This is a genomic window from Streptomyces sp. CB02058 (assembly GCF_001905505.1).
GTDB lineage: Bacteria > Actinomycetota > Actinomycetes > Streptomycetales > Streptomycetaceae > Streptomyces.
In genome coordinates this window covers 107,854-121,372 of the sequence record NZ_LIPG01000004.1, presented here as the reverse complement: position 1 = coordinate 121,372, position 13,519 = coordinate 107,854, and the positions used below count along the sequence as shown (strand labels likewise).

Sequence of the window (13,519 nt, the reverse complement as noted above, 5' to 3'; positions counted from 1 at the left end):
ACGGTCATGGACCTTCCCCGCATCTTCACCATCCGCGAGAGCAACCACCGCATCCACAACCCGCTGACCGCGGAGAAGTTCGCCACCCTGGGGGAATCGCTCCGCCTCCCGGCCGGGACACGGGTGCTCGACCTGGCCAGCGGCTCGGGCGAGATGCTCTGCACCTGGGCCCGCGACCTGGGCTTCACGGGCACCGGCGTCGACATCAGCACGCTCTTCACCGAGCAGGCCCGGGCCCGCGCCGCCGCACTCGGCGTCGCCGACCGGGTCGAGTTCGTCCACGGTGACGCCGCCGGTCATGTCGCCGACCAGCCGGTCGATCTGGCCGCCTGTGTCGGCGCCACCTGGATCGGCAACGGCGTCGCGGGAACAACCGAACTGCTCCAGCGCAGCCTGCGGCCCGGAGGCATGATGCTGATCGGTGAGCCGTTCTGGCGGCGGACACCTCCGGACGAGGAGACCGCCAAGGCATGCCACGCCAGTTCCGTCGCCGACTTCCTGCTTCTTCCCGCTCTGATCGAGCAGTTCCAGGAACTCGGTTACGACGTCGTGGAGATGATGCTGGCCGACCAGGACAGCTGGGACCGCTACGCCGCGGCCCAGTGGCTGAGCATGCGCCGCTGGCTCGATGAGAACCCGGACGACGAACTCGCCCCCGAGGTACGGGAGGAACTCACCACCGAGCCCGCCCACTACGCCCGCTACGGGCGTGAGTACCTCAGCTGGGGTGTCTTCGCCCTCATGAAGCGCTGACAACCCCGTCCCGTGAGGGCTCAGGCGTCACACCGCCCGGGCCCTCACGGGACGCGTCGTCACCGTGGCGCTCCTGCGACGGGGGAGTCGGAGGAGCCTCCGGCTCCGGTGAGGCGTCTCGTGCGGAGGGCTTACGAGCCGCACGTCGGCAGAACGGTGGTGAGCTGGGTCAGGTGGTCGGGGTGGACGCGGATTCCGGGGAGCCAGAGCTGCTCCTTGTGGTGCGTGATCCGGATCCAGATGCTGGTGTGTTTGTGGTTCTCGTCGGTGACGGTGATGCCGTTGGCCACCGTGCAGGTCGCCTGGAGCAGGTCGTGGTGCCAGACGCGACCCGCGGAGTTGGCGGTGTTGTAGGGGCGGTAAGGGCTGTGGGTCAGGGAGAGTGCGCAGAACGGCGTACGGGGAGTTTGGCAGGCCTTCTCGACGTTGTGGACCAGCACGCCCACATGGCTGTTCCCGCCGGCCCCTTGGTTCGGCCCCTGGGCGCCCTGTGTCGCGGTGCCGGTGCCTGGCCTGGTTTGCGAGGGCAGCAGGAGCACCAGGAGGCCGGCGGCCACCGCGGCGACCGCGACGCAGACCATGGCGACAGCCCCTCGGCCGGTCACGTGTCCGCGACCGCCGGACAGTCCGTGCCACCTCCGCCACCACGCCGGACCGCGCATGTGTGACGGCTGGGCGTCACCAGTAGCCGTCCGGAGTGCGGCGCCGGTGTTCGCCGCAGCGTCGTGTTCATCGAGCGGGGTGTTCTCGGTCGCTTCCCACAGGACCCGGTACGGAGTGGGGTCTGCCTTCAACGCCCGGCACAGGTCTCTGACCGCGGGCCACGGCGGCACGGTTTCGCCTCGGAAGTAGCGGGACAGCGACGAGTCGCTGATACGGACCTCGGCTTCGAGGCTGCGCAGGGGGCGCCCCGACTGCTGCTGGAGGTTCCGCAACGCTGCACCCAGTTCTCGTGCGGCCGCACGAGGGTCGGGCTGTTGGCCGGTCATCGAGATCGGGGCCCTTTCGTGGAGCCGGGGGATGTGTCCCGCCGGCGTTCCCATGTCCCGGGATACGTACATCCCAGCAGGTCAGGAATGTATTTATCCCGATATCGATGAAGCAAGCGGGATTTCGTCAGTCAGGTGCCGGTTCCCGTGCAAACTCTGCGTACCGGCCGAGAGCAGATCACCCCCAGGGGTGAGCGTGCCGGTGGTCGTGGCCTTGCCGGCTGATGTCGCAGGGCCCGGCCTCACACCCCTACCGAAAAGGATCTGCATCATGCGTGTACGCATCGCACTCTCCGCTTTCACCGCGATCACGGTGGCCGGGCTCGGCCTCAGCGTGGTCGCGCCGGCCATCGCGGCATCCGGTTCCACGACCCAGCGGGTATCCACGGTGCAGGCAGCCGAAGGGCTCGACGTCCACCGCGAGAAGTTCATGACCCTGAACGGCTGCCAGACGGCCGGTCAGCAGGGCATCGAGCGTGGGCACTGGGACCGCTACCAGTGCGCCGAGGGCTCCGCCTGGCCGTGGGTGTGGAACCTGTGGACCAACCGCTGAGCACCTGACCGGCCCGCCGTCGGTGTCCTCCTCGCGGGTGATGAGGACACCGGCGGCCTTCGCAGCCGGGCCGCGTGATGTGGTGCAGGGCGTCGTCTCCGTGGCATCGCTTCGGTGGCGCAGACCAAGCTCGCTGTGGTCGGGCTCCGCATCCACATGCGTCTACCGCTGGGCGGCTCGAAACCGGGCCTGAAGAAGCAGACCCGAAGCGCCGTTCCGAAGACCGGGCCGTGCCGGGGCCGCACCGGCCCCGGCACGGCCCCGGCGTGCGTCAGACCGGGACGACCGCCCCTTCGCGTATCCAGCCCCGGCCGTCCGCCGCCGCGTCGGTGGCCACCAGAACGTAGCCGTACTCGTTGTAGGACGCTCCCTCGCAGGTCGACGCGCCGACGATGTCACCGGCGTACTTGGTCTTCACGACGGCGCTGTTCGGATTCGGGTTCTCGTACACCCCGGCGGTCGGCCAGACCACCTTGTACTGGCAGCCGGCCTGCGCGGCAGCGCCCGAGGCGGGTGCGGTGACGAGCGCTCCGGCGATGCCGAGCGTGACGATCAGGGCGGTTGTGGCGATACGGGTCGTGCGCATGGTCGGTGAGGCTCCTCGGGGGCGGCGATATGGCAGGAGCATGATGACAGGTCGGCCGGGCCCCGAGGCCAGGGACGGCATCGGCAAGATGCTCGAACAGGACCTCGCCGACCACCGGACCCGGCTGCGGTCCTCACCCGACTCCGGCTCGCCCGGCCCCCGGTCGCCGTCCCGAACCGGCCATGGGAGCAACCGAGCCCGCCGGACAAGCCGACCCTCGTACGTGGCCCCGGTCCGAGCCGGTCCAGAATGCTGCCATGGCCGACGAAGAACGCAACGAGTCAGCGGCACGCACTTTCCTGTCGTGTGTCACCGAGGTCGCGCGACTGATGGATCTCGCCAACGTGGCCGACGTACCGGAAGCGCGCCGCGCGCGGCACCTCGCCCACGCGGTCCGCAGGCCTCTGCTCGAACGCGCCCACCTGCCCGAAGAGTTCTTCGCCCCGTTGATGGCCGCGGCCGTCCACGACCCGGACCCCAGCTTCTGCCGCTGGTTCGTCGAACCAGCCGTCTACGCCTTCGGACGCCGCCGGGTCATGACCGCCCTGCTCGGCTACCTCCGGACCGGTACGCGCGCCGAGCAGGCCGGCGCCCAGCGAGCCTGGTACTGCGCCCATGTGCCGCTCTACGCGGACCAGTCCCCCGCCTACGCACCGGACGGAACGCGTGATCCCGCCCTGGACGAGTTCCGCGACGTCAGGGACGAGTGGCAGGAGACCCTGCAGCGATCGGCCGTGCGGCCGGGCCGCCCCGAAACCTGAGCCTGCCCGCAGTCGCGGGGCTGTTGCTCACGCTCACCCGATACGCGGCGTCGAGCCCGACGCGCCCGTCCTGGCGAGTCGGGTCTGCCGGCGGATGGGGAAGTCGACGTACGCGTTCACCGGACGGCTCTCGGTCTCTCCGCCTGGACGGTGTGCGAGTGTGGTGCCGTCCTCACGCACGATCTGCCGGTACTCGCCACCGGAGCCGGCAGCCGACAAGTACGGCATGGCCGACGTCATCCGTGCGGAGCCGTCACCGACCGGGGGTGGCGTGAGGCACCGGGTGGTCGGAGATTCCGAGTCCGGCGTCGGCGGCGAGGGCGGCGGCAGCGGCCCGGGAGGTGACGCCCAGCTTGCGGTAGACCTGGCTGGTGTGGAACTTCACGGTGTTCTCGCTGATGCCGAGTTCAGCGGCGATCTGGCGGTTGCGCCGTCCGGCGACGAGGAGGCGCAGGACTTCCGTCTCGCGGGCTCCGAGGTCCCACAGGTGAACGGCCGTGTCCGAGGTGTCGGGCGGGTCGAGCGGGATGCGTACGTCGATCTCCGAACCCCAGGTCTCGACGGCCTCGACGGCGAGGTTCCCGCCGAGCGCGGTCGCCCGGGTCGCCAGCTGCCGCAGAGCCGGACGCCCCTGGTCCAGAAGGCCGGGGCCGTCGTCGCGGACGGAGACGAGCAGGTTCGTGCCGTCGCAGTTCCACTGGACCCGGATGCGCGTCACGTCCTCCTGTTCCCGCATGAGCAGGACCGCGCTGCGGACAACGGCCCGGGCGGCATGGGCGACCTCTCCCGGCAGGGCCCGCCCGTCCGCGGGCGGTTCGACGAACTGGACCTCGACGCCGCCGTAGCGGCTCAGGGGACGCAGGTCGGCCCGCAGTCGTCCGAACGCCTGTGAGACGGGCTCCTCCGCGAGCGAGGCCACGAGGTCGCTGCCCTCCCTGACCCGGACCAGGGCCACGGCCGCCGTGTCGGTCGCCAGCGCCCTGGCCCGGGAGTCGTCCAGATCGCGGCCGCGCAGGGTGGCCAGGAGCGTCTCCAGGTCGGTTTCGTGGCGGGCGGTCAGTTCGGCCGTCACCCGCAGCCGTTCGGTGGATGCTGCACGGGACTCGCGCAGGTAGTCGGGGCGGGCCTCGGCGACCTGTTGCCGGATGCGGGTCGCGGCCGTCACCCATACCGCGCGCACGTAGTCCCCGGCGCCCCGGTACGCGAGGTCGCCGGGCTCGCACAGCACGAGGACGGCCCCGGTCGGTGCGTCGTACACGCGCACCTCGCGCTCCGTGCCGGCAATCACGGCGGACGTGGGCTGATTCCCTCCGGCGACCAGTCGGCGCACGGCGTCGAGTTCCGCGATCGTGACCCGCTCGGTGATCGCCGGATCGCCGGCCTTCTTCTGCGGCCGTCCGGTGCAGTCCTCCGTGAACACGGCCAGGGCCCGGTGCGGAAGCACCTCGCCGATCACCTCGTGAAGCCGTGCGGCCACCGTGTGCAGCGGGGCGGTCGCCACGGCTCCCACGCGCTCGGCCACCACGGCCGGATCCGGATGCGGCACGGAAGGTCTCATGGGAAGAACCTACCTCGTCGGCCTACCCGAACGGGTAGGCCGTGAGGCACGAACGTTGGGTGCGGCCTACCCGAAGGGGCAGGAAGATGGAGGAGCGAACGGGCGTCCCGCCCAGCGTCGGACCGGCTCCGGAACGCGTACACCACGACGGGCGGCAGCGACGCCGCGCAATCCACGGACGCAGCAGCCCGCAGGAGCCGCGTCGAGACGCCGACCGACCCCGGAAGGCGGCAGATCTCGACGCGTCGTGTCGGCCTCCATCGATCAGCACGAGGAAAACGTACATATGACTCATGAAGTCCAGGGCGTCGTCGCCCGCCACGCAGGTGCCCCCGTCTCCGTGGAGACCATTCTGGTGCCCGACCCGGGACCGGGAGAAGCCCTGGTGAAGGTGCTGGCCTGCGGCGTGTGCCACACGGACCTGCACTACCGGGAGGGCGCCATCGGCGACGACTTCCCGTTCCTGCTCGGCCACGAGGCAGCCGGCATCGTCGAAGCGGTCGGACGGGACGTCCAGGACGTCGCACCCGGAGACTTCGTCATCCTCAACTGGCGGGCCGTGTGCGGCCGGTGCCGGGCCTGCCGGCGGGGCGAGCCCTGGTACTGCTTCGACACCCACAACGCCACGCAGAAGATGCGCCTGGCGGACGGCACCCCTCTCACCCCCGCGCTGGGCATCGGCGCCTTCGCCGAGAAGACCCTGGTCGCCGCCGGACAGTGCACCAAGGTGCCCGAGGTGCGTCCCGAGGTGGCCGGGCTCCTCGGCTGCGGTCTCATGGCCGGCCTGGGCGCCGCGCTGAACACGGCTCCGGTGAGGCGCGGACAGAGTGTCGCGGTCATCGGCTGCGGTGGCGTCGGCAACGCCGCGATCGCCGGCGCCCGTCTGGCGGGCGCCTCGCGCATCATCGCCGTGGACATCGACGACCGGAAGCTGGAGCCGGCGCGGACGTTCGGCGCGACGCACACCCTCAACTCCCGGACGGACGACCCGGTGGCCGGGATCCGCGCCCTCACGGACGGGTTCGGTGCCGATGTGGTGCTCGACGCGGTCGGCCGCCCCGAGACCTATCGACAGGCGTTCGAGGCACGCGATCTGGCGGGGGTCGTCGTACTCGTGGGCGTTCCCACCCCGGGCGTCACCGTCGAGCTTCCTCTCCTGGATGTCTTCGGCCGCGGCGGTGCGCTGAAGTCCTCCTGGTACGGGGACTGCCTCCCCTCCCGCGACTTCCCCATGCTGATCGACCTCTACCGGCAGGGGCGTCTCGACCTGGACGCCTTCGTCACGGAGACGATCGCACCGGACGCGGTGGAGAACGCGTTCGCCAAGATGCACGCGGGCGAAGTCCTGCGCTCCGTGGTGGTGTTCTGAGAGCGGGGACGCTCGTTCCGGCGTGTTCGTAAGGGCCGGCCGGGACCCGTGGCGGGACCATGGTGCCCTCGCAGGCGTGCGCCTGGCCTTGGGCCAAGGCCGGGTACACCGGCTCCGAGTCGCCGGTCTCCGCGAAGAAGCAGGTCGCGGCCAACCCGGTGGCCGCCGTGTTCCACGGCATCGCTCCATCCGGTGCCGGCTGATCCGGGCCCGCTCGGCCTACGGCCGGGCGGGAAGACGCGTGCGCGAGGCGTCGGCGCGGTGCCGCCGGACCATGCCCGCGGCGAGGGGTGCCTGGTCCAGATCGCCTGCCCGGATCCGGTCCGCGACCGTGCGCCGGACCAGCCGGTCGGCGAGGCCGGGGCAGTGGCGGGCGAGCGCGATCTCGATCCGGCCGCGACCGGTGGTGGCCACGTCGCGCGGCGCCTTGCGGGCGGTGGCGGCACGCAGGATCGCGTCGATCACGCCCTCCAGCGGCTCGTGTCGGGAGACCCCGTCGAGAGAGAGCCCGGCCGCGGCCGAGGCGTCGTGTATCGGCGAGGTGACCATGCTCGGGTGGACCACGCTCACCCCGATGTGGGTGCCGACCTCGAGCCGGAGCGCATCGGCGTAGGCGGTGACCGCACGCTTGCTGACGCCGTATCCGGCGGCCAGGGGCAACGCCATGAAGGCCATCCGGCTGGCGACGAAGACGATTCGCCCGCGTGAGGTCTCCAGCGCTTCGATCGTGGCCGCGGTCGTCCGCCAGGCTGCCAGGAGGTTGACCTCCAGCTGCTGATGGACCGCCGCGTCCGGGGCCAGCTCGGCCGGGGCGGGGCCGCCGACCCCGGCGTTGTTGATCAGGAGGTCGAGTCCGCCGAGGCGCTTCACGGCGGCGGCCACGGCGGCGGGGCCGGCCTGCGGGTCGGTCAGATCGGCGCCGACTACGGGTACTTCGCCGACCGCGCCGTCCCGCAGGTCGAGCCCGACCACCCGGGCGCCGGCGGCGGTCAGCCGCTCGCACAGCAGTCGGCCGAAGGTGCCTGCGGCGCCGGTGACGATCACTCGGCGGCCGGTGAGAGTGGTCATGAGGATTCTCCCTGGGTGGGGACCACGGCGGTGGCCGGTTCCGTTGGGCGCGGCGGCACTCCGTACGCCACCCCGCGGCCCGCGCGACGGCGTCGGAGCCCTTCGGTCAGCTCCCGGGCGGCCAGGGCGAGGTAGGCGTCGAAGTCGATCCGCATGGCGGGCCGACGGTGGCCCCAACGGGCGGTGGCAGCGCGCAGCTCGGCCGCGCAGTCGGCGCGCTGGGCGGCCGGGTCCGGCAGGGCGTACTCGTCGGCGAGATGGGCGGCGACCAGCCGGGCCTGCGCCTCGACCACCGGCAGCGCGGAGCCGGTGGACTGCATCAGCCCGACGAAGAACAGTCCGGTGGTGTCGAGGGGGAAGACGTGCCGGTAGAGGCGGATCGCGTCCGGGCCCGGGCCCAGCAACGCCGGGTCGAGAAAGGGGATCTCCACCCGGTATCCGGTGCACCACACCACCAGGTCGATGGGGTCGGAACGGCCGTCGGCGAACGTCACCGTGGAGCCGTCGATCCGGCTGATCCCGGGGCGGACCCCGATCTCGCCATGGGTGATCCGGCTCAGCACCGTGTCGGAGAGGGTCGGATGATCCTGCAGAAAACCATGGGCGGGGGCCGGCAGCCCGTAGCGCTCGGGCCGCCCCGCCGCTGCGGTGATCACGGCCTGGCTGATCCGCTGGCGCACCCGCCAGGGCAACCGCCGGGCCAGCGCGCCGTTGAGGCTGTCGGAGGGCTTGCCGAGCAGGTACTTGGGAACGATCCAGACCCCTCGGCGCAGCGAGAGCAGGGTGGTCGCGGCCGTGTGCGAGGCGTCGACGGCGATGTCCATGGCGGAGTTGCCGCCTCCGACCACCAGCACCCGCCGTCCGGCGAGCTGCTCCGGGCCCCGGTAGTCGTGGCTGTGCAGTTGCTCGACCGCAGGAGTGCCCGGGTAGGGCGGCGCGGGGAGCCGGGGAGTGCTGTTGTGCCCGTTGGCGACCACGACCGCCTCGGCGGCCACGGTGACCGGGCCGTCCGGGCCGTCGGCGGTGACCCGCCAGGATCCGTCGTCGCACCGGGTGACCCGCCGCACGGTGTGCCGGAAGCGGATCGAGTGACTGCGCCCGAAGAGGCCGGCGTAATCGGCGAGGTACTCGGCGATCCGGGTGTGGTCCGGATAGTCCGGCCACTCGGCGGGCATCGGGTGGTCGGCGAACTCCGTGCGCCGCCGGGATGTGTTCAGGTGCAGCGTCCGGTAGGCGGAGGAACCCGGAGCTCCGAGGACCCACAGGCCGCCGGGGCGGTCGCCGGAGTCGAAGCAGAGCGCGGCCACCCCCCGGTCGGCGAGTGCCTTGAGCGTTGCCAGACCGGCCGGTCCCGCACCGATCACCACGACCCGGGGCTCCCCGAGCATGCCGGCCTCCCTGACGAACTTGGTGGCATTTAATCCATCAACCGTTGGATTGATGGCCCGGGCATCATGCGGCCACGTCGGCCGACCCGTCAAGGCGCGTCGGGGGCAAGGGGGCGGATCAGCCCGCGTCCGGCCCGTACATGCGGTCCATCCAGCGGTGGAGAAAGGCCCGCAGCTCCCGGCGCTCCCGCGCTCCCGCACGCCCGGAGAGCAGGCTCACCACATGCGCGTGCACCGCCCAGACCAGGCTGCGCACGGCGATGTGCGCAGTCGGCTCGGTCAGCAGGCCGACCGCGTCCGCCTCCGTCAGCGCCTGCTCGACCTGGCGGTAGAGCGGGGTCGCGTACCGGGCGTCGAACTCCGCGTGCCGCTCCGGCTCCAGCCAGCGGCGCAGCCACAGCGCGGTGGTCTCCGGACGGTCCTCGAGGAAGTCGACGAAGGCGTCGAGCAGTTCGTGCAGGGCGACGTGTGCGGTATGGGCCGCCGCTTCCCCGGCGGACTCACCGTAGGCCGCCACCGCGCCCGACGCCGCCTCCGCGGCCTCGCGCAGTGCGGCCCGCTCGGCCTCGAACACGCGGGCGAAGCAGGTGTCGTACAGCTCGGCCTTGGTTCCCATGTGGTGATGGACGGTGGACACATCCACTCCGGCCGCCGTCGCGATGTCGCGGACGCCGACCGAATCGAAGCCGTGCCGGGCGAACAGCCCGGTGGCCGCCTCCACGATGAGATCAGCGGTGGCCCGCTGCTCGGCGAGGCGCGGCCGCCCTGGGCGGCGCCGGGAAGTCGTCATGGCCGCAATCTTGCCTTACTATCCAGCGAAACTATCCAGCGAGCGTTGGATTACTGGCAGGGGGAGACATGTCGCAGCCGAACCGGACAGTGGCGCATGACGCGCCCGCGCGCGGGAGCCGTCTCCCCCTCAGCGGGCTGCTGATGTTCTCCGGCGGCTCACTGGCCATGGGGGCCTGGGTCACCGTGCCGGGCCTGCTGCTGCTCTACTTCCTCACCGACGTACTTGCGGTCGCCCCTGCCCTGGCCGGCCTGGTACTGCTGCTGCCGAAGATCGCCGATGTGCTGCTCCACCCGTGGGTGGGCCGACTGTCCGACGCCGACCTGGCCCGCCGCGGCCACCGGCGCCTGCTGATGGCCGCCGCCTGCGCGCTGCCGGTCGCCTTCACCCTGCTCTTCGCACCACCGGGCGCCACCACCGGTCCAGCAGCGGCGGCCTGGGTCGCCGTCACCTTCGTCTGCGGCAACCTGCTCTTCGCCCTCTACCAGGTGCCCTACCTCGCCGCCCCGGCCGACCTCGGCATCGGCTACTCCGAGCGCACCCGTCTGATGGGCTTCCGGATGGTGGTCCTCACCGCGGGCATCCTGATCTGCGGGCTGATCGCGCCGCTGATCACCGGGCAGGACGACCCCACCCGCGGGGGCTATGTGCGGATGGGCGTGATACTCGGCCTCGGCATGCTGGCCACGATGGCGATGGGCATCCACGGGGTACGTCGTCTCACCGCTGCGGTACCCGCGCCGGCCCCGGCTGCCCGTCCCGGAGGACTCGACACCCTGCGCAGCGCGCTGCGCGACCGCCAGTTCCGACTGCTCGTCGCCTCCTACCTGGCCATGTCGACCACCAGTCACCTGGTGCTTGCAGCCGTGCCCTACTACGCCGAGTACGAACTCGGCCGTCCCCGGCTCACCACTGTCCTGGTCGCCGCCTTCGTGGCACCGGCCCTGGTGGCCACCCCGGCCTGGGTCGCCGCCGCACGCCGCTTCGGCAAACAGCCGCTGCTCCTCGCCGCACAGGGGGCTTTCGCGCTCGGCTCACTGGCCCTCGCCGTCGGGCGGCCGCTCGGACTGCCCGCGTTGGTCGGCGCGGTGGTGGTGCTGGGTATCGCGTTCGCGGCGATGCAACTGCTGCCCTTCTCGATGATGCCGGACGTCATCGAGGCGAGCGGGGCCACCTCCACGGCCGGCGCCTACACAGGAGTCTGGACCGCGGCCGAGGCTACCGGCGCTGCGCTCGGCCCCTACCTCTACGCCGGACTGCTCGCCCTCAGCGGCTTCGTCGCCAGCGCGGCCGGCCAGACGGTACCCCAGCCCGGCACGGCCCTCACGGCCCTGCGCCTGGGCTTCGGACTGCTGCCGGCGGCCCTGATGCTGCTTGCCCTGCTCATCCAGCGTGGCTACACCCTCGACGGCCGCCTGCGCGCAGCGGAAGCCTCGAAACGCCTTGCCCACGACGCTTCCTGACCGACTGCACAACTGCCCGATGGGGGAGCGCCCGCACAGCGGTGTACCCCGTCCCGCCTGTACGCCGCCGTCCCTTGCTTCTCGCCCGGGACCACTTGCTCGACCTGCTCGCCGGCCGCTCAGGCCCTCGACGGACCTTGATGATGGACGGGACTCGCGGGTTCCTTCTTGCACCGAAGATCTGACCACGACCGTGTTACGGGCTTCGACGAGCCGGCAGCTTTCACAGGGGTGCGCGCCGCACCGAGCGGACGGCAGGCAGACCGGTCACTGTGGTCAGCCCGCCGCCCGGGAGCGGAACTCGTTCAGCGGTCCGCCTCGTCGTCACGCCAGTGCTGGGGCTTGTTCAGCTCGTCGCAGCAGCGGACCTTCCCCTGGCCGACCCCGAACCCCCGGTCACTGACAGGCTGAACCATCCAGCAATCGGCAACCTCGTCCGGAATGGGATAGGGGGCCGGATAGCCCTGCGCACCGGCATCGGGGCGGAAACCGTGCCTCGGGTAGTACTCCTTGTGGCCGAGGACGAAGACCAGGTGCGAACCCCGCTCCTTCAGCATCCGGATGCCTGCGTCGATCAACTGCCCGCCCACGCCTCGGCGCTGGTACTCCGGCGTCACGGCCAACGGAGCCAGGACATGGATCATCGGCTGGTCGTCGAGTCCGTCGAGAAAGGCCCGGGTGAACAGGATGTGCCCGACTGGCTCCTCGCGATCGAAGGCCAGGAGGGACACCGTCGGCACAGCAGTCGGGTCGGCCAGGAGGGCTGCTACAAGTCCGGCCTCCTTGTCATAGCCGAAGGCACGGGTCTCCACGTCCATGATGGTCGCGAAATCCCCGGACGTGCTCTCACGAATCTGCAAGGCAGGTGCTGTCATGCCCCCAGTTAACCAGCACTCCTTACCGGTTCCAGCTCCGCGGCCGCCTCCCTGTGCTGAGCCATCGGGAACCAGAAGGATGGGGATGGATGTCACACATGCGCAGGCAACGGTGGTGATCACAGATCACTTCAGACGGCGAGCATCAAACGAGCGTCAAGAACGTGGGGGAATCCATGGGAGAAAGCGACATGTGGCATGTGATCCTCGACCACACCGAGCACAGACTCGAAATGAGGCACGTACCGGGAACCAGGGAGGACGCGCGGGAGGTCGCGCGCCGGATAGCGCGCACGCACAACTGGACCGGTGAGGGGACGCGGGAGATTCACCAGGTGGGCGAGGACATGTGGTTCGTGGCCTTCCGGCATACATCGGGTCTGACCGCTCACTATGCCGCGTTCCGCGTGTACGTGAGCCGGCTGGTGGAGGTCCTGGAGCCCGCTCCTGAGGAGGAAGAGCCCGAACCCCGGCGCCGGGGTTTCGGACGCAGGCGTCGGTAACGGTCGACGCCTGCACGGTCCGAGCGGCTTCTTGCCGCTCCGGGATTCTGCTCCCGCCCTTCACGGCTCAGCGATCTGTTCGCCACCACGAACCGGGAGGGCAACACCGCCGTGCTCACCGAGGGGGCGCACCACCAGGCCCGCGCCGTCGCAGCGGCCGGCATCGGCGCGCTGCGGGCTGATACCGGCCTCGTACGAAGTGATCGGCTTCGGCATCGTCCGCCACGGCCGTGCGCGTGGGTGAGGCGGCCGGCGCGTCAGCCGGTGGGTACTACCGACTCATCGTGTTCTCGGTTAGCGGCTGCCGGCCCTGTTCTTCGCGATGTTCCGAATCTTCTTGGTGCTGCCCGACTCGGCGAGCAGGGCGAGTACCGTCAGAGACGTCGCCTCCTCGGAAAGGATGCGCTGCATCCAGTCCGTCACCCTCGCCAATTCGCCCGGTGTCGGCACGTGACCGTCCCTTACGGACAGGCAGAACAGCCAGTCGTGGATGCGGCGACGGATGAAGTCGCGGTACGCCTCTGCCCTGAGCTGGTCGATCTCCGGCAGCAGTTCCGCCGACCACTGTCGGAACTCAGCAGGACCGGTCACCTTCATCGCGATGCTGTCCACGAGGGCGACCACCGCCGTCTTGGAGGCCATTTCCACGGGGTCGCGCAGGATCGTGGCCACGATCGCGCGGTCTCGGTCACGGCTCGGCGAGGAAGCGGTGACCGAGATGACGCGCTGGTACGCGGACGATCGCACGTGCTCGTCCGCGACGGCTTCGTCGACGTCCACGTCGAGGATGCCGGCTTCCGCCAACAACTCGGTCACGCCGGTATGCAATGTCACGGCCGCACTTCCTCGCACCGGGCTGGACT

At 70.9% G+C, this 13,519-nt stretch carries 17 protein-coding genes and 1 pseudogene; 7 read left to right on the top strand and 11 right to left on the bottom strand.

Going from position 1 to position 13,519, the window contains the following annotated elements; all coding sequences use genetic code 11:
* Positions 1-6 precede the first annotated feature (6 nt).
* Complete coding sequence (locus tag AMK10_RS21160; protein WP_073749469.1) at positions 7-753, top strand: SAM-dependent methyltransferase; 747 nt, start codon at positions 7-9, stop codon at positions 751-753.
* A gap of 131 nt (positions 754-884) precedes the next feature.
* On the opposite strand, the gene AMK10_RS38130 is transcribed toward AMK10_RS21160, so the two are convergent.
* Both AMK10_RS38130 and AMK10_RS38125 read right to left on the bottom strand, forming a co-directional pair.
* Positions 885-1,334, bottom strand: a complete 450-nt coding sequence (locus AMK10_RS38130) for a hypothetical protein (protein WP_241839678.1) — start codon at positions 1,332-1,334, stop codon at positions 885-887.
* A 207-nt stretch (positions 1,335-1,541) separates the two neighbouring features.
* Positions 1,542-1,742: pseudogene (locus tag AMK10_RS38125) on the bottom strand (helix-turn-helix domain-containing protein); the annotation flags it as partial.
* Positions 1,743-2,013: 271 nt separating this feature from the next.
* On the opposite strand from AMK10_RS38125, the gene AMK10_RS21150 reads away from it, so the two are divergent.
* Positions 2,014-2,295, top strand: a complete 282-nt coding sequence (locus AMK10_RS21150) for a hypothetical protein (protein WP_073749467.1) — start codon at positions 2,014-2,016, stop codon at positions 2,293-2,295.
* A 271-nt stretch (positions 2,296-2,566) separates the two neighbouring features.
* Here the strand turns inward: AMK10_RS21150 and AMK10_RS21145 are convergent, their stop codons facing one another.
* Entirely contained in the window at positions 2,567-2,881 is a 315-nt protein-coding gene (locus AMK10_RS21145; RefSeq protein ID WP_073749466.1) for a glycosyltransferase, read from the bottom strand.
* Positions 2,882-3,138: 257 nt separating this feature from the next.
* Here AMK10_RS21145 and AMK10_RS21140 point away from each other — a divergent pair, with 257 nt between their 5' ends.
* Positions 3,139-3,642 (top strand): hypothetical protein, encoded by a 504-nt coding sequence (locus AMK10_RS21140; RefSeq protein WP_241839620.1) that lies wholly within the window; start codon positions 3,139-3,141, stop codon positions 3,640-3,642.
* A gap of 33 nt (positions 3,643-3,675) precedes the next feature.
* Here the strand turns inward: AMK10_RS21140 and AMK10_RS21135 are convergent, their stop codons facing one another.
* Positions 3,676-3,870: a hypothetical protein gene (locus AMK10_RS21135; protein ID WP_073749465.1), complete on the bottom strand. Its 195-nt coding sequence runs from the start codon at positions 3,868-3,870 to the stop codon at positions 3,676-3,678.
* 25 nt (positions 3,871-3,895) lie between these two features.
* Entirely contained in the window at positions 3,896-5,200 is a 1,305-nt protein-coding gene (locus AMK10_RS21130; protein WP_107428471.1) for a LuxR C-terminal-related transcriptional regulator, read from the bottom strand.
* 286 nt (positions 5,201-5,486) lie between these two features.
* On the opposite strand from AMK10_RS21130, the gene AMK10_RS21125 reads away from it, so the two are divergent.
* Both AMK10_RS21125 and AMK10_RS37470 read left to right on the top strand, forming a co-directional pair.
* Positions 5,487-6,569: an S-(hydroxymethyl)mycothiol dehydrogenase gene (locus AMK10_RS21125; RefSeq protein ID WP_073749463.1), complete on the top strand. Its 1,083-nt coding sequence runs from the start codon at positions 5,487-5,489 to the stop codon at positions 6,567-6,569.
* Between the two features lie 59 nt (positions 6,570-6,628).
* On the top strand, positions 6,629-6,772 hold the full coding sequence (locus tag AMK10_RS37470; protein ID WP_158070893.1) for a hypothetical protein: 144 nt from the start codon (positions 6,629-6,631) through the stop codon (positions 6,770-6,772).
* 16 nt (positions 6,773-6,788) lie between these two features.
* Here the strand turns inward: AMK10_RS37470 and AMK10_RS38120 are convergent, their stop codons facing one another.
* From AMK10_RS38120 to AMK10_RS21115, 3 genes are all read right to left on the bottom strand, one after another.
* Positions 6,789-7,637: an SDR family NAD(P)-dependent oxidoreductase gene (locus AMK10_RS38120; protein ID WP_079180814.1), complete on the bottom strand. Its 849-nt coding sequence runs from the start codon at positions 7,635-7,637 to the stop codon at positions 6,789-6,791.
* Entirely contained in the window at positions 7,634-9,025 is a 1,392-nt protein-coding gene (locus AMK10_RS38115; RefSeq protein WP_079180813.1) for a flavin-containing monooxygenase, read from the bottom strand. Before AMK10_RS38115 ends, AMK10_RS38120 begins: the two co-directional genes overlap by 4 nt.
* Before the next feature lie 118 nt (positions 9,026-9,143).
* Entirely contained in the window at positions 9,144-9,815 is a 672-nt protein-coding gene (locus tag AMK10_RS21115) for a TetR/AcrR family transcriptional regulator (protein WP_073749462.1), read from the bottom strand.
* Between the two features lie 68 nt (positions 9,816-9,883).
* Here AMK10_RS21115 and AMK10_RS21110 point away from each other — a divergent pair, with 68 nt between their 5' ends.
* Positions 9,884-11,278, top strand: coding sequence for an MFS transporter (locus AMK10_RS21110; RefSeq protein ID WP_073749461.1), 1,395 nt, complete (start codon positions 9,884-9,886; stop codon positions 11,276-11,278).
* A gap of 305 nt (positions 11,279-11,583) precedes the next feature.
* Here AMK10_RS21110 and AMK10_RS21105 read toward each other — a convergent pair whose 3' ends face one another.
* Entirely contained in the window at positions 11,584-12,153 is a 570-nt protein-coding gene (locus AMK10_RS21105) for a GNAT family N-acetyltransferase (RefSeq protein WP_073749460.1), read from the bottom strand.
* A gap of 176 nt (positions 12,154-12,329) precedes the next feature.
* On the opposite strand from AMK10_RS21105, the gene AMK10_RS21100 reads away from it, so the two are divergent.
* Positions 12,330-12,656, top strand: a complete 327-nt coding sequence (locus AMK10_RS21100) for a hypothetical protein (RefSeq protein WP_143194974.1) — start codon at positions 12,330-12,332, stop codon at positions 12,654-12,656.
* A gap of 60 nt (positions 12,657-12,716) precedes the next feature.
* On the opposite strand, the gene AMK10_RS37465 is transcribed toward AMK10_RS21100, so the two are convergent.
* Together AMK10_RS37465 and AMK10_RS21095 are read right to left on the bottom strand one after the other, a co-directional pair.
* Positions 12,717-12,872, bottom strand: coding sequence for a hypothetical protein (locus AMK10_RS37465; protein WP_158070892.1), 156 nt, complete (start codon positions 12,870-12,872; stop codon positions 12,717-12,719).
* Positions 12,873-12,950: 78 nt separating this feature from the next.
* Positions 12,951-13,490 (bottom strand): hypothetical protein, encoded by a 540-nt coding sequence (locus AMK10_RS21095; protein WP_073749458.1) that lies wholly within the window; start codon positions 13,488-13,490, stop codon positions 12,951-12,953.
* Between the last annotated feature and the right edge of the window lie 29 nt (positions 13,491-13,519).